The sequence below is a fragment of the Embleya sp. NPDC050493 genome, from assembly GCF_044458105.1.
Lineage (GTDB): Bacteria > Actinomycetota > Actinomycetes > Streptomycetales > Streptomycetaceae > Embleya.
In genome coordinates this window covers 163,368-184,431 of sequence record NZ_JBITHP010000015.1, presented here as the reverse complement: position 1 = coordinate 184,431, position 21,064 = coordinate 163,368, and the positions used below count along the sequence as shown (strand labels likewise).

At 70.2% G+C, this 21,064-nt stretch carries 17 protein-coding genes, 1 tRNA gene and 1 pseudogene; 8 read left to right on the top strand and 11 right to left on the bottom strand.

The window, feature by feature from the left end; genetic code table 11:
• Positions 1–129 precede the first annotated feature (129 nt).
• The 4 genes from ACIBM5_RS27240 to ACIBM5_RS27225 form a co-directional block, all read right to left on the bottom strand.
• Positions 130–696: a hypothetical protein gene (locus ACIBM5_RS27240; RefSeq protein ID WP_396009233.1), complete on the bottom strand. Its 567-nt coding sequence runs from the start codon at positions 694–696 to the stop codon at positions 130–132.
• Positions 693–1,070 (bottom strand): hypothetical protein, encoded by a 378-nt coding sequence (locus ACIBM5_RS27235; RefSeq protein WP_396009232.1) that lies wholly within the window; start codon positions 1,068–1,070, stop codon positions 693–695. The genes ACIBM5_RS27240 and ACIBM5_RS27235 overlap by 4 nt, the downstream gene beginning before the upstream one ends.
• A gap of 322 nt (positions 1,071–1,392) precedes the next feature.
• Complete coding sequence (locus ACIBM5_RS27230) at positions 1,393–1,584, bottom strand: DUF397 domain-containing protein (protein WP_396009231.1); 192 nt, start codon at positions 1,582–1,584, stop codon at positions 1,393–1,395.
• Entirely contained in the window at positions 1,581–2,423 is an 843-nt protein-coding gene (locus ACIBM5_RS27225) for a helix-turn-helix domain-containing protein (RefSeq protein ID WP_396009275.1), read from the bottom strand. Before ACIBM5_RS27225 ends, ACIBM5_RS27230 begins: the two co-directional genes overlap by 4 nt.
• A gap of 147 nt (positions 2,424–2,570) precedes the next feature.
• Here ACIBM5_RS27225 and ACIBM5_RS27220 point away from each other — a divergent pair, with 147 nt between their 5' ends.
• Positions 2,571–3,113, top strand: coding sequence for an ATP-binding protein (locus tag ACIBM5_RS27220; protein ID WP_396009230.1), 543 nt, complete (start codon positions 2,571–2,573; stop codon positions 3,111–3,113).
• 21 nt (positions 3,114–3,134) lie between these two features.
• Here ACIBM5_RS27220 and ACIBM5_RS27215 read toward each other — a convergent pair whose 3' ends face one another.
• Positions 3,135–3,695, bottom strand: coding sequence for a hypothetical protein (locus ACIBM5_RS27215; protein WP_396009229.1), 561 nt, complete (start codon positions 3,693–3,695; stop codon positions 3,135–3,137).
• Between the two features lie 51 nt (positions 3,696–3,746).
• Here ACIBM5_RS27215 and ACIBM5_RS27210 point away from each other — a divergent pair, with 51 nt between their 5' ends.
• The 4 genes and pseudogenes from ACIBM5_RS27210 (at position 3,747) to ACIBM5_RS27195 (ending at position 9,128) form a co-directional block, all read left to right on the top strand.
• Complete coding sequence (locus ACIBM5_RS27210; RefSeq protein ID WP_396009228.1) at positions 3,747–6,698, top strand: DEAD/DEAH box helicase; 2,952 nt, start codon at positions 3,747–3,749, stop codon at positions 6,696–6,698.
• A gap of 58 nt (positions 6,699–6,756) precedes the next feature.
• Positions 6,757–8,067, top strand: a complete 1,311-nt coding sequence (locus ACIBM5_RS27205) for an SWIM zinc finger family protein (protein WP_396009227.1) — start codon at positions 6,757–6,759, stop codon at positions 8,065–8,067.
• A 20-nt stretch (positions 8,068–8,087) separates the two neighbouring features.
• Positions 8,088–8,279, top strand: a pseudogene (locus tag ACIBM5_RS27200) (Txe/YoeB family addiction module toxin); the annotation flags it as partial.
• A gap of 198 nt (positions 8,280–8,477) precedes the next feature.
• The gene (locus ACIBM5_RS27195) at positions 8,478–9,128 is read left to right on the top strand and encodes a DUF6338 family protein (protein WP_396009226.1); all 651 of its coding nucleotides are present in this window, start codon (positions 8,478–8,480) and stop codon (positions 9,126–9,128) included.
• 189 nt (positions 9,129–9,317) lie between these two features.
• On the opposite strand, the gene ACIBM5_RS27190 is transcribed toward ACIBM5_RS27195, so the two are convergent.
• Positions 9,318–9,875, bottom strand: a complete 558-nt coding sequence (locus tag ACIBM5_RS27190; RefSeq protein WP_396009225.1) for a hypothetical protein — start codon at positions 9,873–9,875, stop codon at positions 9,318–9,320.
• 59 nt (positions 9,876–9,934) lie between these two features.
• Here ACIBM5_RS27190 and ACIBM5_RS27185 point away from each other — a divergent pair, with 59 nt between their 5' ends.
• A complete protein-coding gene (locus ACIBM5_RS27185; RefSeq protein ID WP_396009223.1) occupies positions 9,935–13,234 on the top strand; it encodes a CHAT domain-containing protein in 3,300 nt (1,099 codons plus the stop codon).
• Between the two features lie 195 nt (positions 13,235–13,429).
• Here ACIBM5_RS27185 and ACIBM5_RS27180 read toward each other — a convergent pair.
• A tRNA-Pro gene (locus ACIBM5_RS27180) sits at positions 13,430–13,506 on the bottom strand.
• Between the two features lie 49 nt (positions 13,507–13,555).
• Entirely contained in the window at positions 13,556–14,488 is a 933-nt protein-coding gene (locus tag ACIBM5_RS27175) for a metallophosphoesterase (RefSeq protein ID WP_396009222.1), read from the bottom strand.
• 246 nt (positions 14,489–14,734) lie between these two features.
• Here ACIBM5_RS27175 and ACIBM5_RS27170 point away from each other — a divergent pair, with 246 nt between their 5' ends.
• Positions 14,735–15,190: a GatB/YqeY domain-containing protein gene (locus ACIBM5_RS27170; protein ID WP_020554908.1), complete on the top strand. Its 456-nt coding sequence runs from the start codon at positions 14,735–14,737 to the stop codon at positions 15,188–15,190.
• A 276-nt stretch (positions 15,191–15,466) separates the two neighbouring features.
• Here ACIBM5_RS27170 and ACIBM5_RS27165 read toward each other — a convergent pair whose 3' ends face one another.
• Positions 15,467–17,824: a transglycosylase domain-containing protein gene (locus ACIBM5_RS27165; RefSeq protein WP_396009221.1), complete on the bottom strand. Its 2,358-nt coding sequence runs from the start codon at positions 17,822–17,824 to the stop codon at positions 15,467–15,469.
• A 369-nt stretch (positions 17,825–18,193) separates the two neighbouring features.
• Between ACIBM5_RS27165 and ACIBM5_RS27160 the strand changes: the two genes are divergently transcribed.
• On the top strand, positions 18,194–18,508 hold the full coding sequence (locus tag ACIBM5_RS27160; protein ID WP_020554910.1) for a WhiB family transcriptional regulator: 315 nt from the start codon (positions 18,194–18,196) through the stop codon (positions 18,506–18,508).
• A 238-nt stretch (positions 18,509–18,746) separates the two neighbouring features.
• On the opposite strand, the gene ACIBM5_RS27155 is transcribed toward ACIBM5_RS27160, so the two are convergent.
• Together ACIBM5_RS27155 and ACIBM5_RS27150 are read right to left on the bottom strand one after the other, a co-directional pair.
• Positions 18,747–19,955, bottom strand: coding sequence for an ArsA family ATPase (locus tag ACIBM5_RS27155; RefSeq protein ID WP_396009220.1), 1,209 nt, complete (start codon positions 19,953–19,955; stop codon positions 18,747–18,749).
• Complete coding sequence (locus tag ACIBM5_RS27150; protein ID WP_396009219.1) at positions 19,952–21,025, bottom strand: ArsA-related P-loop ATPase; 1,074 nt, start codon at positions 21,023–21,025, stop codon at positions 19,952–19,954. The genes ACIBM5_RS27155 and ACIBM5_RS27150 overlap by 4 nt, the downstream gene beginning before the upstream one ends.
• Between the last annotated feature and the right edge of the window lie 39 nt (positions 21,026–21,064).

Here is a 21,064-nt window from a genome sequence, read left to right as displayed (position 1 = left end):
CAACCATAGACACCGGCCGCTTGATTCCCGCCGGCCGGAGCCGCGCACGGCTCTGACCCCGACCGCGGCTCCACCGGGCGTCACACAGCGTGCGCCGACCGTGCCCACCTGCGCGGATGCGCCGTCGCCCTAACGCCGTACGGTGAAGAACGTCAAGCCCTGCTGGTCCGAGTCCTGTGCCTGGCCGCTCGCTGCCACGATCGCGAGCTGGACGCCGACTTTCCTGATCCAATCGTCGTCCGGGATGACGGCCTTTCCGGAGAACGAGCCATCCGCGGCCGCGCGGAACTCGCCGAGCTGCGGATTCATCGGATCCTGGCAGATCACCTGAACGATTTTGCCGGGCTGGAACCCGGTGCCCGAGATCCGGATGGGCGTCCCGGGAGGACCCGAGCTCGGCTCGATGGTGATCTCGGAGTTGGCCGAGGTCGCGGCCGGCGTTGTGCCGTTGTCCTCGGTCGCGCGCCCGACGAGCCACGCCACGGCGACGATCGCGGCCACGGCGACCGTGACCAGCATGACCAGTGTGAGGGGCCCCAACTGCTTGACGATGCTCTTGTTGTTGTGGGTGCGTGAACTGTTGTCCACGGTCATGTCGCGCCCGGACAGGTACGCCGAGGCGTGATCGTTCACCGAAGCGTGCAGGTCCGACCGACCGGGGTCCTCGTCCGGGGACGGCGGCGATGGCTGCGTCATGGGGAGGTCTTCTTGACCGTCATGTCGCGACCGGCCAGATAGGCCTCTCCGTGGCCGGAGACGTTGGCGCTCATCCGGATGTTGGTGATCTCGGCGCGTGCGGCGTCCGGGAGCAGCGGTGTCAGCTCCTCGTCGAGGACGCGCTGCAACTCGGCCCGCAGCGAAGGGTCCTCGGACAGCAGCCGCCTGAGCTTGCGCTGCCAGTCGCCGATCAGGGCCTCTTCGACGGAACCGTCTCCGGCCGCGCGTGCCTCGGTTATCTCGGTGCGGCAGTGCGCCAGTTCCGCCTCGATGGCCGGGACCTCCTCGGCACGACGCTGCCGCCAGAACGCCACCACGACCTGGCGTGCCTGCTCCCAGGTCTGCGTCGCCATAGCCCCCACCACTGCGGATGCCGCAGCAAGTGTCAACGGATCCACGCGATTTCCCCCTCGCGTCCGAAATGCCACCGTCAACGGTAGCCGGCGGCACGGCGCTCCGCGCGTGTTTGCGACTATTCGGCGCCAGACATTCGGTTTGTTGACGAATCGCTCGATCTATCGCGGTCGTGGTGGAATCGGCGTCGTGGATGAGGGGTCGTCCGCCGCGCGAGCGACAGGTGGAGACGTGCGCGAAGGAATGGGCTTCGGGTGCGGGGTGGTTGCGGTCGGCGGCCATGCCGCGGCGGTGGCCAACTGCCTGGCCACCGTCGGGTACTCAGCCCCGGTTGCCTGCCGTGTGCGCGGTGAAGCGGGACCACGCGGTGGGCGAGACGACCAGGGCCTGGATGCGTACATCCTTGGAGTCTCGGACATGGACCATCTCGGGGAGCACGGCGACCTCGACGCAGTTGTCGCCGGAGCTGCCGCTGTAGCTGCTCTTGGTCCATGTCGACTCTGGGGTACTCATAGCGCTCCTCGCATCTCCTCCAACAGGCTCACCGTGGCATCGTGGCCGAGGGCCTGCGAGCGCAGCCTGCCATAGCGTTGGAGCATCGCGCTCACGTCTTTCGGACTTGTGATCAGAACGCTGGATTGTTGGCCCTCGGAGTATCCGACCCAGGTGTGCTCGGTGGTCTCGGCCAGATAAATGAGACCATCAATGCCCGCGTGGTCCTCCTGGCACAGAGGCATGACCTGAATCTCCACATTGCGCAGCTTGGTGTGTGCAAGGAGGTGGTCCATCAGGGCACGAGTGACTTCCGTGCCTCCCAAGCGCCTTTCCAGCAGGGCTTGTTCGATGATGAAGCTGAATGCCGTGTTCGGCCGTTCGATCAGTAGGCGCTGTCGTTCGAGTCGAGCGACCACCTGCTGTTCGATCTGGTCCTCGGACAGCGGAGGCAGCCGACGCTCGAAGATGGTTCGGACATACGTCTCTGGTTGCAGTAGTCCCGGAACCGCCCGGCACTCGTATGTGCACAGCGATACCGCGTCCTCCTCGATCCCCGCCCACTGCCGGAACCACGACGCCAATCCCGCCTTGCGCGACAAGCTCTGCGCCGCGGCCTTCAGCACGCGCCCCGCGGTCGGTCCGAGCGCCGCTTCGGAGCGTGTCACCAGGTCCTTGGGCGGGAAGCGTCTGCCCTGTTCGATCTTGGCGACGTAGTGACCCGAGTAGCCCACGAGTGGCGCGAACTCCTCTTGTGTCAGACCGGCTTCGTCTCGAAGAGCCTTGAGTACCACGCCGAACGTCTTGAGACTGTCCGACAACTCGGGCTCACCGCACCTGCCGCCATTCTCCGCCGTCATCTCTGCCACCCTCCGTTCCCGAGCCCCGGCAACGTGGTTCATTGTCACGGTGGGTTACTCGCCCGGTCCATATGGTTAACCAGTACAGATCCGGTTGTACTGGCACAATCCCTGTTCTCGGCTCCGTCGAGCTGCGAACTCTGGGGGATGACCTTTCCACTGATGCAAGTCGGCGCCACCGCACGCGTGTTCACCCGGTGCTTCGCGGCGACCGGGAGCGGTGCGCGCCAGGCGCGTCGTCTCGCCACGTACCAGCTGGCGACCTGGGGCATCCCGTACGGCAGCAGGGCTTCCGAAACGGTGGCCCTGGTGGTCGGAGAACTCGCCGCGAATGCCGTGCTGCACGGTCGCGTTCCGGACACCGACTTCGCGCTACGACTCGCCTACGACAGCGCGACCGGCGTTGTGCGAGTCGAGGTCGCCGATGCCCACCCGGCCCGACCCGTGTGTGCACCTGCCACGACCGGAGACGCCGAAAGCGGTCGCGGCCTGCTCATCGTCCGCTCCGTCACGACCTGTTGGGGAGTAGCCGAGCGACCGGGACCGGGCAAGATCGTCTTCGCGGAGATGAATGCCCGCGAAGACGAAGCCCCCGAGCCGGATGAGTCGGGGCCCGGCGACCTCGCGAGCCGTCGTCGGCCTGGTTTGCCCGCCGGCTTCGGTGCAAGCCGATCCCCTCGGTCGTGGTGAAGGCGTCCCTCGCGCCCGACCTCACCGTCGGCGCCGGGATCCGACCTTGGTCGCGGACCTGCGCAGCCGCTTGGCCGGCGCCTTGTCCCGAGTCCTCAGGTGTCGCCCGGCCGCTTCCAGGGGCGGCGCCGGTGGCCGGGTGGTCGCAGCGCCACAGGTCGTCGTGGATCTCTCCGCAGGAGCAGCGCCGCCCGTCGGGGGTGGCCTTGGCCGATCCGGACGCCGGGGTGGCCCTGGGCCGCCTCGGCTCCGGGGCGGCCAGTTGCCGGTCCAGGGCCGCGCGGTCGAAGGCAGCGGGGTCGAATCCCTCCTCGCGCAGGGATTCGATCCGGTCCGTGCACGGCTCGGTAGCCGGTGCTCGGCGAAGGGCATGGCGCGGCGCCCACCGGTGCAGCGGACGCGCCGGCTGCCGGAGGACGCGGGGAGGATCTTCTCCAGGGTGATCAGGTGCCGCCAGTTGTCACCGAAGTCATAGGTGTACTCCAACCGCCGGCCCTCGAAGGGCAGGAGTTCGGTTCTCGCATTGCGCCGAGTGGGCGAAGTCGCATTTGACACGTGCTGTCCACCTGTGTGGATAGCCATGACCGGCCGAGGGTTCGCGCGGGTTCCGCGCCGTCCCGACCTAGCTGTGGAGTGGGTGTGGTGGCGAAGATCTACCCGTCGGTGGAGTCCGCGAGCGTACGCCCGGCCGAGTCCGGCGGGCCGGCCGCGTCCGGGGCGGCCCCTGCGGACCGGGAGCAACTGCTCGCTCTGCTGTCCGAACTCGCCGCGGGCGAGGCGGTGTTTCTTCCCGCGGACCCGCCTCGGTCGGGCCGGGTGGCGTTCTGGACGTTCGGCGGCGAGCCGCCGGACCTCGGGATGGACCCCGAGGAACTCACCGTGGTGCGACCGCGCGGCTCGTCCGTGAGCCGGGCCCGGGTGGCCGCCGTACTGCTGCCGGTGGAGCAGGCGTTGCCGCTGTTGACCCGTTGCCGGGCACTCGGTGTGCACGGCGACGGGCGAGTGTCGGCCGGAACCGCGTTCTGGGGTGCGGCGGCCCTGCACGCTCTGGACCTGGTGGCCCGGGGCCGGGTGCTGCCAGGGGTGTCACCGGAGGGCTTCGACGCGTGGCGAGTCGGCCCGCTGGACGCAGACGACCATGAGCGGCTGGCCGGCTTGGCCGCAGCCATGCCTCCCGAGGCCCGCGCGGTCGCGGTCCCCGGGCTTTCCCCGCTTGCCCTCCCGCCGGCCGAGCCGTTGCTACGGGCCTTCCTGGATGCCGTGGCCGATTCCCTCACCCGGCCTCCCGCCGCCCACACGGTGGCCGGCGGACCGGCGTTCGCGGTGCGAGCGCCGCAGTCCGTGCCCGGGCAGCGCGCCTGGGCGGCGGAGGTCGCCGCCGGCCGCGACGCGGGTCTGGCGGTGTCGCTGCGGCTGGAACTGGGCCGGGCGGACTCCTTCCGCGCCGTGGTCCAACTACGCAGCCTGAGCGATCCCACCATGCTCGCCGACGCCGCGGACCTGTGGTCCGGCCGGGCCTTCGCCCCCGAGCTGTTCGGCCCACGGGCCCGGGTGGACACCTTGCTGACGCTGCGCCGGGCCGCGCGTGCCTGGCCCCCGGCCGCGCGGCTGCTGGAGACGGCCGCCCCGACCGGCCTGGAGCTGTCCGACGATGAGGCCCGGGCGTTGCTGGGTGAGGCAGCCGAGAGCCTTGCCGCGGCCGGCGTCGCCGTGCACTGGCCCAAGGAGCTGGTCCGCGAGCTGACCGCCGCCGGGGTCCTGGAACCCGCCCGCCGCAAGGGCACGCGGTCCTCGGCCGAGTCCTTCCTGTCCTCCGGCGGGCTGTCGGAGTTTCGCTGGCGGGTCGCGCTCGGAGACCGGGAACTCACCGAGGAGGAGCTGGAACGGCTGGTGCAGGCGCACCGGCCGATCGTGCGGCTGCGCGACCAGTGGGTGGTCGTGGACCCGGAGTTGGTACGCCGCCTGCGCCGGGCCGCGCAATCCGGGACGCCGTCGCTGACCGCGATCGACGCGCTGGGCGCCGCGCTGACCGGCGGCGTCGAGGTGGACGGCGAACGGGTGGCGGTCACCGCGAGCGGTGCACTGGAGGAGTTGCGGTCCCGGATCGCCGACCCCGAAGCCCGCGCCGCCCGCGAGCCTCAGGGACCCCCGAAGGCTCTGCTCGCGACCCTGCGCGACTACCAACTGCGCGGCCTGAACTGGCTGCACCGGATGACCTCGCTCGGCCTCGGCGGCTGCCTCGCCGACGACATGGGCCTGGGCAAGACCGTCACCCTCATCGCGCTCCACCTGCGCCGCCAGGAACGAGAGGCCACCGCCGACCCGACCCTGGTGGTCTGTCCCGCCTCCCTGCTCGGCAACTGGGAGCGCGAGATCCGGCGCTTCGCACCGGCCACCCCGGTACGCCGCTTCCACGGCCCCGGCCGCGACCTGGACGGGCTCGACACGGGAGCCGAGGGCGGCTTCGTCCTGACCACCTACGGAACCATGCGCCGTGACGCCGAACGCCTCGCGGACCGGCCCTGGGGCCTGCTCGTCGCCGACGAGGCGCAGCATGTCAAGAACCCGTACGCGCACACCGCTCGGGCGCTGCGCCGGATCCCCTCGCGGGGTCGGGTCGCGCTGACCGGCACCCCGGTCGAGAACAACCTGTCCGAGCTGTGGGCACTGCTCGACTGGACCACCCCCGGCTTGCTCGGCACGCTCACCTCCTTCCGCGATCGCTACGCGAAGGCCGTCGAGGGCGATCGCGACGAGCAGGCCGCCAGGCGGTTGGCGGCGCTCGTTCGCCCCTTCCTGCTGCGCCGGCGCAAAGCCGACCCCGGCATCGCGCCCGAACTGCCACCCAAGACCGAGACCGATCGGCCGGTGTCGCTGACGAAGGAACAGGTCTCGCTGTACGAGGCGCTGGTACGCGAACTCATGGCCGAGATCGAGGGGAAACAGGGCATCACCCGACGCGGTCTGGTGCTGAAACTGCTCACCGGTCTCAAGCAGGTCTGCAACCACCCCGCGCAGTTCCTGAAGGAGCCGGCCGGCGCGAAGCTGCCGGGCCGCTCCGGGAAACTGGAACTCCTGGACGAACTCCTGGACACCGTCCTGGCGGAGGAGGGATCGGCCCTGGTCTTCACCCAGTACGTGGCCATGGGCCGGCTGATCGAGCGTCACCTGGCCGAACGCGGCGTGGACACGCTCTTCCTGCACGGAGGTACCACGGTCAAGCGCCGTGAGGAGATGGTCGACGCCTTCCAGCGCGGCGAGCAAAGGGTGTTCCTGCTGTCCCTCAAAGCCGCCGGGACGGGCCTGAACCTGACTCGGGCCGGACACGTCATCCACTACGACCGCTGGTGGAACCCGGCGGTGGAGGACCAGGCCACCGACCGTGCCTATCGGATCGGACAGACCCAGCCGGTACAGGTGCACAAACTGATCGCCGAGGGGACCGTGGAGGACCGGGTCGCGGAGATGCTGCGGCACAAGCGCGAACTCGCCGACTCGGTGCTGGACTCGGGCGAGGCGGCCTTCAGCGAACTCGGCGACGACGAACTGGCCGAACTGGTCGCGCTGCGAAGGACGGGACGATGACCGGGCATGCCGGGTCGGACCAGGAGACCACGCCGACGACGCTGCGAGGGACGGGACGATGACCAGGCGCACTCGGTCGGAAGACCAGGACACCGTCCGCACCTTCGAGGCGTTCCCGCCCGCCAAGGGCAGTCGAGCGCCGTTCGCCGAGTCCTGGTGGGGCCGCGAATGGCTGCGTGCCCTGGAGGAATCCTCCCTGGACTCCGGGCGCCTCCAACGCGGCCGGACCTACGCGCGCGGCGGCGCGGTGGACCGGGTCACCATCAATCGCGGCACGGCCGCCGCCCCGGTGCACGGGAGCCGCCGCACCCCGTACCGCTCCACGGTTCGGGTCGAGCAGCTGACGGACCGGCAGTGGGACCGACTGCTCGACATGATCGCCGAGCGAGCCGCCAACATCGCCGCACTGTTGGACGGCGAGATGCCCGCCGGGCTCGCCGACGATGCCGCGGCGGCAGGTGTCCCGATGTTGCCCGGCCCCCGCGACCTCGACCCCGAGTGCAGTTGCCCCGACTGGGGTTACCCCTGCAAACACGCCGCTGCCCTGTGCTACCAGGTCGCCCGACTGCTCGACCGCGACCCCTTCGTGCTGTTGCTCCTGCGCGGGCGCGGCGAGCGGGAGCTGATGGACGAGCTCGGCCGTCGCAACACCGCTCGCGCGGCGGCCGAAGCCGCGGCCGACGCCGTGAGCGCGGGCCCGGCCATACCCCAGGCCCGGGCCGCCGATCCGGCCGGACTTGCTTTCGCCTCCCGCACCGAGCTGCCGCCCCTGCCCCCGCCGCCGCCGTTGCCCGATCGGCCCGGTCGCGGCCCCACACTGGTGGACTCGGCGCTCCCGGAGCCCGGTGTGGACCCCGCCGCGCTCGAACTGCTCGCCGCCGACGCCGCGACGCGCGCCCGTCACCTGCTGGCCGCAGCCCTCGGCGACCGGCACGCGGACAACATCCCGCCCGTCCCGCTCACCGAATGGCAGGATGCCGTCCGCTTCGCGGCAGCCCACCCGACGCCGGAGGTCCTGGCTCGAATCTGCTCGAACTGCGGCCGTACGCCCGGCGAACTCGCCGCCGCGACCCACGCGTGGCGGCACGGTGGCGCGGCATCCCTGGATGTGCTGGAGAACGACTGGACGCCGCCCGTCGCCCGCCTGGAGCGCGACCGTGAGGCGCTGCGGGCGGACTGGCCCGACGGCAAGCCACCCCGCCTCCGCGCCTGGCGCAACCGCTGGACCGTCGAGGGCCGAGCCGCCCAACTACGCCTGGGCCGGGACGGCCTGTGGTACCCGTACACCAAGGACGGAACCACCTGGCGCCCCGCCGGCCCACCCGACGCCGACCCCGCCATCGTCCTGAGCGCCCTCCTCGACCCCTGACGGCCTGGCTCCCGGCGTCGCTGAAGCGCATCAATACGCTGATTGCGGACATCTCCCGGAACGGCAACGAGGGGATCGGCAAACCGGAGCCGCTCAAGCACGGATTCCAGGACTATTGGTCGCGCCGTATCAACGACGAGCACCGACTGATCTACAAGGCCACCGAGGACGCCGTCCTGATCGCCCAGTGCCGCTACCACTACGAGAACTGACGCGACCCGAGCGGCCCGAGCGCAGCCCCGGTCGGCTGGGACGGTGGCCGGTACAGCGGCCCGTCGACGAATGGCGCCGGCAACCGGCGTGTGCTGAATCTTCGTGCAGGAGATGTGCCGGAGGCCCTATCGGATTTCTTCGATAGGGCTTCCCGTCGTCTGGCAGGCTCGTCGGCGGGACCACATGAAGGGGGAGGTATGCAACCGCCGTCCACTGTCGGCCAGTTGGTGGCCCTTGTGCTGTTTCTTCTGCCCGGGCTGACCTACCAGTTCCTCCGCGAGCGGCTGCGCGGCCCGGTTGCCGGGGAAGCGCAGTTGGGGGAGCGCATACTTCGCGCGATCACGGCCAGTGTGGCGCTGGACGGGTTGTACGTGCTCGTCGCCGGGCCGGTTCTCGTCGAGGCGTGGCGAAAGGCGGAGCGGTCCGGGCCGAGCGCATTGGCGCTCGAGCACCCGCGGATGATCGGCCTCTGGGCGCTGGTGCTCTTTCTCGGAGCGCCGGCCGCGGCGGCCGCCGCGGTGTCGTACCGGGAACGGCGACGTGCCCGCTCGGCGTACCGGCCGGTACCCACGGCGTGGGACTACGCCTTCGGCACCCGGGCCGACAGCGGGCCGCGCTTCGTGCGAGCCCGGCTCAAGGACGGGACGTGGATCGGCGGATGGTTCGGTACCCGGTCGTACGCTTCGGGTTATCCACAGGACGCCGACCTGTATCTGCAATCGTCGTACCGGATGGGTCCGGACGGCTCCTTCGGACCTCGAGTGGAGTCCACGGACGGGATCTATCTTCGGATGGCCGATGTCGACGTGGTGGAACTGGTCAAAAGCCCCGAAAGGAATCCGCAATGACGGAACCGCATGACGAACTCACGCCGTGGGAGCGGGCATTGCTCGGCGACCCCGGAAGCTCACGCGGATACCAACCGAATGGGGTGACGGACGACCAGGACGAGCCGCCGGCGCCGCCCGCAGGCCCGGCGGGCGCCTCGGCGCCCGGTCCGACGACGAGGCAGGCGGGCCCGAACGAGCCCGGACCGGTCAGCGCTTGATCATGGTCAACTCGTAGCCCGCGTCCTGAAGTTCGGTGGCGGTCTGTTGAATGTCGTCGTCCCGGAACGTCCGCCACACGTCGAGCAGAGCCTCGATCGGCGCCAACAGCGGCACATTTTCGTATCGCGCGGGAGTACGCCAGCCCGGGACGACGGTGGGTATGCCGTACGGGCTGGGGTCTCCCCATTCGACGTCATAGGGGTACCAGCGGAGGGTGTGCTCCTGGAACCTCGCGTCGAGGATGGTGAGACCCGTCGCGAAGAACTCCCCGGGCATCTCCAGCGCGGTGCGCAGGTCGCAGTCCTCCCACGCGACGACGAGCCGGGTCGCCATGAGCACCGACGGAAGCAACCCCAGGCCCGCGAGTGCGTTGGCCGCGTCCGTGCCCCGGTAGAAGGGCCGACACGTAACGAATCCGACGTAGGGCTGGTCCATGTCCTCGGCCAGGATGTGGACTTGGGGTCGAGGGCAGGCACCATGCTCTCGAAGAAGCACTTCGCCGGCGTGCAGAATGCTGTCGGTCAGCGCCTCGACAATCTCTGACATCCGCTCAGTTTATCGGCGACTCCACAGGGTTCGCCGGAGAACGCAGTGATGGAGAGCTCATGCGGAAGCAGTGGACGACAGCCCTCCGATCCCGACTCGAAGACACCGGAGGACCGTACGGGCTGCTCGACGCACAGGCTCTGACCGAGGCGGTGGAACTCTTCGCCTGTACGACGAGCGCGCGGGAGATCGTGGAGTCGTGCCACCTTGTCGGGCTGCTGCACTGGCATCGGGGCCTGGCTTTCGGCGACGAGCGTGCGGTGCCCGAGGCGCGGACGGCCACTGCGTTGCTCGTTCTGGTGCAACTCATGGGCGCGGAACTGCCGTTACCGGACCATCTACCGCCGGCCGCCCCGCTGGCGCCGAGGCCGGACGACGAGGGAACGTGGGAAGTCCTGCTCCAGACAATGGCGTTGCGGATCGAGAACGGGGCCGATCCGCATGCGGTGCGATTGGCGATTCACGCGGCCCGCAACGCGGTGGCCGAGGGCACCCGGGACCCGGACCGGCTCGTCGGCCGGCTGCGGGTTCTGGGCCTGGCGTGTCAACGTCTGTTCGAGGAGACCGGAGACCTGGCCGCGCTGGAGGAAGCCGTCGCCGCCGCCCGTCGTGCGGTGGAGCACGCGCCCGCGACGAGCCCGGAGCGCATGAAGTCCTTGCACAATCTGGCTGCGGCGTTGCGTACGTCGTTCGAGCGCACGGGCGAACTGCACTTGTTGCGGGAGGCCGTGGACGCCGGACGCGAAGTGGTGCGCAGCCCACCGGAGGCGAACACCAAGCGGTACGTGTCCCTGGACGGCCTGGCCGACTCCCTGCGGCTGTTGTACGAGCACACCGGTGAATCCGCCCTGCTGGACGAGGCCCTGCGCACGAGCGCCGCCGCACTGGCCGCCGTGCCCGACCATGACGAGGCGCCGGCGGCACTCCTGGTGAACTCCGCCATTTTGCTGCGTAGTCGGTTCGAACGGGCGGGGGATCCGGCCGTCCTGAACGAGGCGATCGTCATGACGCGCCGAGCGGTCTCGGCCGCGCCGCGTGGCACACCGACCTGGCGAACCTGCCTGTACAACCTCGGCGGCGCGCTCGACGAGTACTCCCGCCACACCGGAGACCTGTCCGCACTCGACGAGGCAGGCGAGGTCGTACGCGCCGTGGTGCGCGAGACGCCCGTCGACCACCCGGACGCCCCGCTGTACCGCTCGAACCTCGTCGGACAGTTGCACGAGCGCTTCCGCCGAACCGGAGACGTCGACGCGCTGGACGAGGCGATCGGCCTGGGGACCGAGGCGGTGGAGGCCGCGCCGAAGGATCACCCCAACCGCTGGATGTACTTGGCGAACCTCGCGGTCTCCCTGAAGGCCAAGGCCGAGCACACCGAGGATCCCGACATGTTGCGGCGCGCCATCGCGATCGAGCGCCAAGTCGCCGCTCCCACGCTCGGAGCGGGCCACAAACAGGCCACGGCCGTATCGAACCTCGGCAACTCGCTGCGTCTGTACCACCAGTTGACGCGAGACGAGTCCGCGTTGCGGGAAGCCGTCTCGGTGGGACGCGAGGCGGTGACCGCAACCGCCGACGACCACCCGTTCCGATCCCGCTGCGAGTTCAACCTCGCCGCTTCGTTGAGTACGTACGGACTGGCCGTGGGCGACGAAGGGATGGTGGAGGAGGCGGTCGGACTGCTTCAGGCGGCAGCCTCCAGAAGCAGCGCCCCCACGTCGGTGCGGGTGTCCGCCGCCCGGGAATGGGGCGAACTCGCCGTGCTCCTCGAACAGCCGGAGCTTGCGGCACGCGGCTTTGCGCTCGGTGTGGGCCTGCTGCCGCGGCTGGCGGCACGTGGCCTCGTGCGCGCCGACGCAACGCGGTGGATGACCGAGTACTCGCGGCTGGCGAGTGACGCGGCGGCGTGCGCGCTGACCACCGGCCGGCCCGAGGAGGCGGTCGAGTTGCTCGAAGTCGGGCGGGGCGTGCTGTTGGGGCAGGCGCTGGAGTCCCGTACGGACCTCACGGAACTGCGCGAGCGCGACTCGGAGCTGGCGGATCGGTTCGTCTACCTGTGTACCCGGCTGGACGGCGAGACCTTCGCCGACCGGGCCGCGGGACCGGCGTTCGCCCCGAGCGCCGGCGCCGAAGCGGCCGAGGGCGAGCACGATCCGGATCGGCGACGCACGATGGCTCAGGAACTGGAAGCGCTGCTCGCCCGAGTGCGCACGCTGTCCGGCCTGGAGCGGTTCCTGCTGCCTCCGCAGGCGGCGCAACTGACCGCCGAGGCGCACAGCGGGCCCGTCGTCGTGGTCAATGTCAGCCGATATCGGTGCGACGCACTCATCCTGACCACGGACGGAGTCCGGGTGTGCGAGCTGCCCGAGGCGCGCTACGAGGACCTGCACGACCTGCTCGGCGGCATGCACGAACTCATCGGACGCATCGACACCTCCGCCACGTCGCGCCGTGCCGGCGAACACGCCATGGCACACGACATCCTGCCGTGGCTCTGGGACAAGGTGGCAGAGCCGGTCCTCGAACGGCTCGGCTTCACCGACCCGGTGGCCGAACTCGACCCGCAGCGCATGTGGTGGGTCCCCTGCGGCCCGCTCGCGCTCCTACCGCTGCACGCCGCCGGCCACCATCTCGAACCACGCGAGGGCGGGCCCGGACGCACGGTCATGGACCGGGTCGTGTCCTCGTACACGCCCACCGTCCGGGCCCTGGCATACGCCCGCGCACGACGGACCCGGCCGGAGCCCGCCAGCGCAGCCCACCCGCCGAGGATCCTGGCCGTCGCCATGCCCCACACGCCGGGCGCATCGAACCTGCCGGGCGCCCGGCAGGAGTACGACCATCTGACCGAGGTCTTCCCGACAATGAGCGGTCTGATCGCCGGCGAGGCGACCCGTGAGGCCGTGCTCTCCGGCCTGACCACTCACCCGTGGGTCCATTTCGCCTGCCACGCCGGCGCCGATCCCACCGATCCGTCGCGGAGCCACCTCCTGGTCCACGACCATGTCGCCCATCCGCTGAGCGTGCTGGAGATCTCCCGACTGCGCCTGGAGACGTCCGAGTTCGCCTACCTGTCCGCCTGCAGCACGGCCGTGACCAAGCGCGACCTGGCCGACGAGTCCATCCACGTGGCCAGTAGCTTCCAGCTGGCCGGATTCCCGTACGTGATCGGCACCCTGTGGGAAGTCAACGACACCATCGCCGCCGAGATCGCCAAACGCATCTACGCCCGCCTGGAGTCCCACGACTTCGACGCGGCCCACACCGCGGCATGTGTACACCGGGCGACCCGACTGACGCGCCGACGCTTCCCCAACTTCCCGACCCTGTGGTCCGCCCACATCCACATGGGCGCATGATCCCGCGCCACCCCACGACGGACGGCCCCTCACCCGCCGACCACGCGACCCACCGGCCACCCACCGTCGGCCGCCCGATCGCAGCAGCCGGCCACGCGTGCCGTGGCCGCCACCACGAGAACCGACGCGGACCCAACCGCGCCGCAAACGCGACAGAGGCCCCACCGGATCTCTCCGATGGAGCCTCTGCCCTGCTGGTCGGGGTGGCGGGATTTGAACCCACGGCCTCTTCGTCCCGAACGAAGCGCGCTACCAAGCTGCGCCACACCCCGATGCTGCGCGTTCAGCTTAGCGGGTCGGGGGCCTGAGGCGAAATCCGGTTTAGCGGGGGGTGGGGGCGGGGGTGCCGGGGGTGGATTGGCGGGGGGTCAGGGTGAGGAGGGTGGCTTCGGGAGGGCAGGCGAAGCGGAAGCGGGCGTAGCGGGAGGTGCCGCAGCCGGCGGAGACGTGGAGGTAGGCCTCGCGGCCGGCGGAGGTGTGGGTGGAGAGGCCCTTGGCGCGCTTGCGGTCGAGGTCGCAGTTGGTGGTCAGGGCGCCGTAGAAGGGGACGCACACCTGGCCGCCGTGGGTGTGGCCGGCGATCACGAGGGGGTAGCCCTCGGCGGTGAAGGCGTCGAGGGCACGCAGGTACGGGGCGTGCACGACGGCGAGCGAGATGTCCGCGGTCGGGTCGGGGCCGCCGGCGACCTGTTCGTAGCGGTCCCGGTCGATGTGCGGGTCGTCCAGGCCGACCAGCTCGATGTCCAGGCCGTCCACCTTGAGTCGGCCGCGCGCGTTGTTGAGGTTTTCCCAGGCCGCCGCGTCGAAGCCGTCGCGCAGGTCGGTCCACGGGTTCTCCCGGCCGAGCCGGCGGGTGCCGTCGTCGCGGCGGAGGTAGCCGGTGGGGTCCTTGGGGCGGGGGCCGAAGTAGTCGTTGGACCCGAATACGTACGCTCCGGGCCGGCCGAGCAGCGGGCCGAGCGCGTCCAGCGTCTCGGGTACGGCGTCCGGGTCGGAGAGGTTGTCGCCGGTGTTCAGCACGAAGTCGGGGTGCAGCGCGTCGAGTCGACGCAGCCACTCCTGTTTGCGGCGCTGACCGGAGACCATGTGGATGTCGGACACCTGAAGAATCCGCACCGGCCGCGCCCCGCGTGGCAGCACCGGCACCTCGACCCGGCGCAGACGGAACGAACGGGCCTCGTAGGCCGCCGCATAGGTGAGGCACGCAGCCCCGGTGACGGCTACGGCTAGGGGGAAGGCTGAACGCGGTCGCATCCCTCCATGCTGGCAGAGCCGGCCGGTCGTCGGCAGTCTCGACGCCCTTCCCGACCCTGCGGGGCGACGGGACGGCCGGCCCCGGCGTCCTCGCACCCGACCGCACGGGCGGACGATCGACCCCGCGGCCACCTCGCAGCGGGGTCGTCCCGGCCACACCCGATCTCGAGCCCCGCCGTCGCCTCGCCACCCCCGCGGCCGTAATTGGGTACGGCCGGCGTGGTGTCGGCTGCGACACTTGATCGCATGAGCCCCTTCAAGAGCCGTTTGCAGAGCGACCTCACCGAGGCCATCCGGTCCCGTGACGAACTGGTCTCCTCGACGCTGCGCCTCACCCTGACCGCGATCACCAATGAGGAGGTCGCGGGCAAGACCGCCCGCGAGCTGTCCGACGACGAGGTCCTCAAGGTCATCGTGCGCGAGGCGAAGAAGCGCCGGGAGGCCGCCGAAGCCTTCGAGAACGGCGGCCGGACCGAGTCCGCCGCGCGCGAGCGTGCCGAGGGTGAGGTCCTCGCGGCCTACCTGCCGGCGCAGTTGTCCGACGACGAGCTCAAGGTGATCGTCGCGGACGCCATCGCGCAGACCGGGGCGAGTGGTCCGCAGGCGATGGGCCAGGTGATGAAGGTGGTCCGCCCCAAGGTCGGCGACAAGGCAGAAGGCGGCCGGATCGCCGCCGAGATCAAGAGCCAGCTGGGCGTCTGACCCGGACGGTGGGCCCACCTCGGGCGGGCCCACCTCGGACCCGCCCCGGCCCCGGCCACCTCGGCCCGGATCCCACCCCACCTCGGCCGACCCGGCCCACCCAGGCCCGATACCGGTCCCGGCCCCGGCCCCGGCCGACTCCACCCCACAACGCCGATGGCGGTGCCCCCACCAAAGGGGAGCACCGCCATCCGCGTTCACCACGGCCCCGGATCGACACCGACCCGCAGCCGGTCACCATCGGTCAGAGTGACCAGTGTGATCAGCCGTCAGCCGTCAGCCGTCGTCACCGAACCCACCACCCCCCGACCCGCCCCCGATCGGCGGCGGCCACGAATGGCCGGGCGGTCGGGTAGCCGGCGGCGGCTTGGTGTTGCCGCCCCCGCCCGGCGGCGTCGTGTTCGTCGGCAGGGTCGGGGGAGTCCACGGCGGTCGCGTGTTGCCGCCGCCGGTCGGGGGCCGGTTCTGATCCCGGTCCCGCGGCTTGCCGTCGGTCGGCTTCTTGTTCGGGTCCGGCTTCGAGGGGATCGTGCCCGCGGGCGGGTCGACGAACTTCGGCGCGTCCACGCCCTTGAGCGCGCCGTTCATGGCGCTCTTCCAGATCGGGCCCGGTACCTGACCGCCGTACACCTTCTCGTGCGTGACGCCGGCGATGGTGATGTCGAACATCTTGACATCGTCCTTGGCACCGCCGACCCACACCGCGGTGGACATGTTCGGCGTGTAGCCGACGAACCAGGCCGCCTTGCGGTAGTCGGTGGTGCCGGTCTTACCCGCGTTGTCGCGATCCTTGAGGCCGGCCTGGGTGCCGGTGCCGTCCTCGACCACACCTTCGAGCAGGGCGTTTATCGTGTCCGCGGTGCTCTGCTTCATCACCTGCTTGCAGCCCGCCTGGGGGACGGGCAACTTGGTGCCGTCGAGCTTGGCCACCTCGGTGACGGCGACCGGTGCGCAGTACACGCCGCGACTGGCGAAAGCGGCGTACGCGGCGGCCATGTTCATCGGCGCCACCGTGTTGGAGCCGAGCGTCATGCTGCCCACCTGCTGGAGCGCCTTGCCGTCGCCCGAATGCACTCCGAGCTGATCGGCCAGGGTTGCGATCGGACACAGCCCCACGTCCTTGGACAACAGGACGAAGTAGGTGTTGATCGACTTCTCCAGGGCGGTCTGCATGTTCCAGGTGCCGACCTCGCTCGTGCTCTCGTTGTTCACCTTGAACGACGGGTCCGGCGAGGTGGGCTTGTCACACGTGCGGAACTTCTCCTTCCGCATGTCCATCTGGGCCTCGGTCGAGTACTCCTGATCGACCTTCATCCCGTTCTCCAGCGCCGCCGCGGCGGTGATCGGCTTGAACGTCGACCCGGTCTGGAAGCCGTACGTCGAGCCGCCCATGGAGTGGTCGACCGAGTAGTTGAGCGTGGTCTCGTAGTCGCCGAAGCCGTACGGCCGGCTCTGCGCCATCGCCTTGATCCTGCCGGTGCCCGGCTCGACCATCACGACCGCGTCGGCGACCGGGTCCTTTTGCAGTACGCCCTTGGTTGCGGCGGTGTAGGCCGCCTTTTGGGCCTTTCGGTCCAACGTGGTGGTGATCCGCAGACCACCCTCGCGCCACAACTTGTCGCGTTCCTCCCGATTCGCTCCGAAGACCGGATCGTTCTTGACCACCCGTTCGACGTAGTCACAGAAGAACGCGGCACCGTCGATCTGGTCGGCGGTGATGCAGCCGTTGGGCAGCGGCTGGGTCTTCAGGTTCAGTTCGGTGGCCTTGGCCGCGTCGGCCTCGGCCTGCGAGATGACCTTCACCTCGGCCATGCGCTGCAACACTATGTTGCGGCGTTCCCGGGCGGCCTTCGGATAGCCGATCGGGTCGAACGCCGAGGGAGCCTGCACCACGCCGGCCAGGGTGGCCGACTCGGTCAGGGTCAGGTCCTTGGCGTGCTTGCTGAAGTAGCGCTGCGACGCGGCCTCCACGCCGTACGCCTGGCGGCCGAAGAAGGTGATGTTGAGATACCTGGTCAGGATCTCGTCCTTGGACAGTCGCTGTTCCAGGCCGATCGCGTACTTCAGTTCCTTGATCTTGCGGGAGATCTCCTGGGCCTGTGCCTTGGCCACCTTGGCCGGGTCGTTGCCGGCCTCCTCCACGAAGATGTTCTTCACATACTGCTGGGTCAGGCTGGAGCCGCCCTGCTTGGTGCCGGTACCACCCGACTGCTGGTTGCGCATCAGGGCGCGCAGGGTGCCCTTGAGGTCGATCGGACCGTGCTCGTAGAAGCGCGAGTCCTCGATCGCCACGATCGCCTGACGCATGATCGGTGAGATCTGGTCGAAGTTCACCAGGATGCGATACCGGTCGTAGACCATCGCGAGCTGGTTGCCCTCGGAGTCGAGGATGTACGACGGCTGCGACAGGAACGGTTGGTCCAGGTCACCGGGCAGGTCGTCGAAGTTTTCCGACGCCGCCTTCGCGGTCAGGCCGAAGCCACCCACGAACGGCAGCGCGATTCCCGCGACCAGGGCACCGGCGAGGATGCTCGCACCCACGAAGGCGGCGAACCGGCCCACGAAGCCCAGCGGGGATCGTGGGCGGGCCGAGCCGCTTTTCGGGCGGGCCGAGCCGGAGGAAGTTCGGGCCATGGGCGACAGCCTACGTGGCCAAACACCCTACGCGGGGAAGGCACTTCGCTTAAGCTGGCGAAGCAGCCGGGGGATCCGTGTCAGTAGGCATTTCACTCTTTAGAGTGAATGTGGCCGGATGTCGGGTCCCAGTACCGAGCTTCGTGCCGTCGACGTGCCTCCTTCTGAGTGAAGCCGCGACCGGAAACGCAAGAGCATTCACCCGGACGGGTGGGTCCATATTTGCGCATAGTCCTTCCGGGCCATCGATGACTGCCCGTGCAGGGGCTGTTGCGCGTGCCCAGGGTTTCGTACCGTCCTGCTTGGCGTCGGGAATTCCCTTCGCCGCCGTTGGGGGAGCCTCGAAAATCGGGAGAGGACGGCACCAGCATGAGCTGGGTTACCGACTGGAGCACGCAGGCCGCCTGCCGGAGTACCGATCCGGATGAGCTGTTCGTGCAGGGGGCGGCGCAGAATCGCGCCAAGGCAGTGTGCACCGGGTGTCCGGTCCGCACCGAGTGCCTGGCGGACGCGCTGGACAACCGAGTGGAGTTCGGCGTCTGGGGCGGCATGACCGAGCGGGAGCGGCGCGCGCTGCTGCGTCGCCGGCCGATGATCACCTCGTGGCGTCGGCTGTTGGAGACCGCGCGCGAGGAGTACGAGCGCGACATCCACGGAGACGAGGAGTTTCGGGTCGCCGGCTGAGCACGCTGCGCGCTGAACACGTGTCGGCAGCCGAACGCCACCACGTTCCGAGACGCCACCGCGTCGCGAACGTCACGGTGTTCCGAACGCCACCGCGTTCCGAACGTCATCACCTGCCGGGGCCGGGAGTCAGGCCCGGGTCCCGGCGGGCCGGCGACGGATCGGCCGCCGACGGGCTCGCCACCGGGCGGGTCCGCACGCGTCCCGCCGGCCGGCGGCTCGCGAGCGAACCGCGTGGTCAGCCCGCGCCCAGACTTTCGCCGATCACCCGCAGGCCGTCCAGGTCGTGCACGTCACCGGGCAGCGCCGGGACCTCGGCCACCCGCACCTCGGGGTGGATCGAGGTGAAGCGGGTACGCATCCGCTCCTCCCGGTCGATCACCCGCAGCCGCTCGGCGTGCAGCGTGAGCAGCCCCGCGACCAGGCGCAAGTCGGCGGGACGCGACGCGAGCCCGTCCGGTTCACCCTGTCCGGACGATTCACCCTGCTCACCCTGCTCACCCTGTTCCGCCTGGTCGGCCTGTTCGGTCAGCGCCTCGGCCGCGGCCACACTGCGCTCCGCGGACAGTCGACCCGCACGCGTGGCATGCACGCGGTTGAGCACCAGGCCGGCCAGCGGCATGCGTTCGGTGCCCAGCCGGTCGACGAAGTACGCGGCCTCGCGCAGCGCGTCCTTCTCCGGCGCGGCGACCACCAGGAACGAGGTGCCTCGGGCCTGGAGCAGCTTGTAGGTCGCGTCGGCGCGCTTGCGGAAGCCGCCGAACGTGGTGTCGAGCGCGGCCACGAAGGTCTGGATGTCGGTCAGCAGATGGGTGCCGACCACCTTGCTCAGCGCGCCGGTCATCAGACCCATGCCCGCGGACAGGAACTTGAGCGCGCCGCGTCCGCCGACCTTGGCGGGAGCCGAGAGTATGCGGATCAGCCGGCCGTCCAGGAACGAGCCCAGGCGCTGGGGGGCGTCGAGGAAGTCGAGCGCGGACCGGCTCGGCGGGGTGTCCACCACGATCAGGTCCCACTCGCCGGTCGCGTGCAACTGGCCCAGCTTCTCCATCGCCATGTATTCCTGCGTGCCGGCGAAGCTGGAGGACAACGATTGGTAGAACGGGTTGTCCAGGATCTGCTGCGCGCGCTCGGGGTCGGCGTGCTGTTCGACGATCTCGTCGAACGTGCGCTTCATGTCGAGCATCATCGCGTGCAGGCTGCCGCCCTTGGTCTCGTCGACGTCGACGACCCGCCGGGGCGTGTTGTCCAACTCGGTCAGGCCCATCGACTGGGCGAGCCGGCGCGCGGGGTCGATGGTGAGCACCACCACGTCCCGACCGCGTTCGGCCGCGCGCAGTCCCAGTGCCGCGGCCGTGGTGGTCTTGCCGACGCCGCCGGAGCCGCAGCACACCAGGATGCGGGTGCCCGGGTCGTCGATCAGCTCGTCGATCTCCAGCCTGTTCATGCCATCCCCTGCTCGCGCAACGCCTCGGCGAGGCGGTACAGACCGCCCAGGTCCATCCCGTCCGCCAACAGCGGCAGTTCGTAGACCGGCAGGTCCAGGCCGCGGACCAGGGCGCGCCCCGTGCTCTCCAGCTCGATCCGGCTCGCGTGCTCGTCGGCCTCGGCCAGCAGCGAGGAGATCAGCGGCCGGGTGGGCTTGATGCCGCCGGCGATCAGGCCGGCCTCCAGCAGTTCGGGCGTCAGCCGCTGTCCGGTGTCGCTCTCGTCCTCGGCCTGAAGCGGCGGCCGGGCCATGTTGATCACCACGCCGCCGGTGGGCAGGCCCGAGTGGCGCAGCTCGGTGACGCCGTCCACGGTCTCCTGGACCGGCATCTCCTCCAGCAGGGTGACCAGGTGGACCGCGGTCTGCGGGGAGCGGATCACGCCCATCACCGCCTCGGCCTGGGTGTGGATCGGGCCGAATCTGGCCAGCCCGGCCACCTCGGTGTTGACGTTGAGGAAACGCGCGATCCGGCCGGTGGGCGGGGCGTCCATCACCACCGCGTCGTAGGCGAACTTCCCGTGCGTACGGCGGCGGGCCGACTCGCACGCCTTGCCGGTCAACAGCACGTCGCGCAGACCCGGCGCGATGGTGGTCGCGAAGTCGATCGCCCCGAGCTTCTTCAGGCCCTTTCCGGCCCGGCCCAGGTGGTAGAACATGTCCAGATATTCGAGCAGCGCCTCTTCCGGGTCGATCGCCAGCGCGTAGACCTCGCCGCCGCCCGGTGCGACCGCGATCTTGCGGTCCTCGTAGGGCAGATGCGGGCAGTCGAAGAGCTGGGCGATGCCCTGGCGTCCCTCCACCTCGACCAGCAGGGTGCGTCGCCCGCCCGAGGCCAGTGCCAGCGCCAGCGCGGCGGCCACGGTGGTCTTGCCGGTGCCGCCCTTGCCGCTGACCACGTGCAGGCGCACGCCCTCCCAATCGGCGTTGCCGTCGGTCGTGCGTGCGCCTGCCGTCGCGGTGTTCACGACGTCCGTCCAGCGGGTGCGGTCGGGCCGGGCGGCGCGACGCTCGTTTCGGGGAGCCGGCATGCCCGGATCCCTGCCCTCGAAGGCCTCCGCCATACGGCC

Excerpts from the sequence above, each read along its gene's own strand:
- ACIBM5_RS27155 (WP_396009220.1), bottom strand. The coding sequence starts at position 19,955 with ATGAACAGGCTGGAGATCGACGAGCTGATCGACGACCCGGGCACCCGC.
- ACIBM5_RS27150 (WP_396009219.1), bottom strand. The coding sequence starts at position 21,025 with ATGCCGGCTCCCCGAAACGAGCGTCGCGCCGCCCGGCCCGACCGCACC.
- ACIBM5_RS27190 (WP_396009225.1), bottom strand. The coding sequence starts at position 9,875 with ATGTCAGAGATTGTCGAGGCGCTGACCGACAGCATTCTGCACGCCGGC.
- ACIBM5_RS27235 (WP_396009232.1), bottom strand. The coding sequence starts at position 1,070 with ATGGCGACGCAGACCTGGGAGCAGGCACGCCAGGTCGTGGTGGCGTTC.
- ACIBM5_RS27165 (WP_396009221.1), bottom strand. The coding sequence starts at position 17,824 with ATGGCCCGAACTTCCTCCGGCTCGGCCCGCCCGAAAAGCGGCTCGGCC.
- ACIBM5_RS27185 (WP_396009223.1), top strand. The coding sequence starts at position 9,935 with ATGCGGAAGCAGTGGACGACAGCCCTCCGATCCCGACTCGAAGACACC.
- ACIBM5_RS27220 (WP_396009230.1), top strand. The coding sequence starts at position 2,571 with ATGACCTTTCCACTGATGCAAGTCGGCGCCACCGCACGCGTGTTCACC.
- ACIBM5_RS27205 (WP_396009227.1), top strand. The coding sequence starts at position 6,757 with ATGACCAGGCGCACTCGGTCGGAAGACCAGGACACCGTCCGCACCTTC.
- ACIBM5_RS27215 (WP_396009229.1), bottom strand. The coding sequence starts at position 3,695 with ATGGCTATCCACACAGGTGGACAGCACGTGTCAAATGCGACTTCGCCC.
- ACIBM5_RS27225 (WP_396009275.1), bottom strand. The coding sequence starts at position 2,423 with ATGACGGCGGAGAATGGCGGCAGGTGCGGTGAGCCCGAGTTGTCGGAC.
- ACIBM5_RS27240 (WP_396009233.1), bottom strand. The coding sequence starts at position 696 with ATGACGCAGCCATCGCCGCCGTCCCCGGACGAGGACCCCGGTCGGTCG.
- ACIBM5_RS27160 (WP_020554910.1), top strand. The coding sequence starts at position 18,194 with ATGAGCTGGGTTACCGACTGGAGCACGCAGGCCGCCTGCCGGAGTACC.
- ACIBM5_RS27195 (WP_396009226.1), top strand. The coding sequence starts at position 8,478 with ATGCAACCGCCGTCCACTGTCGGCCAGTTGGTGGCCCTTGTGCTGTTT.
- ACIBM5_RS27170 (WP_020554908.1), top strand. The coding sequence starts at position 14,735 with ATGAGCCCCTTCAAGAGCCGTTTGCAGAGCGACCTCACCGAGGCCATC.
- ACIBM5_RS27230 (WP_396009231.1), bottom strand. The coding sequence starts at position 1,584 with ATGAGTACCCCAGAGTCGACATGGACCAAGAGCAGCTACAGCGGCAGC.
- ACIBM5_RS27175 (WP_396009222.1), bottom strand. The coding sequence starts at position 14,488 with ATGCGACCGCGTTCAGCCTTCCCCCTAGCCGTAGCCGTCACCGGGGCT.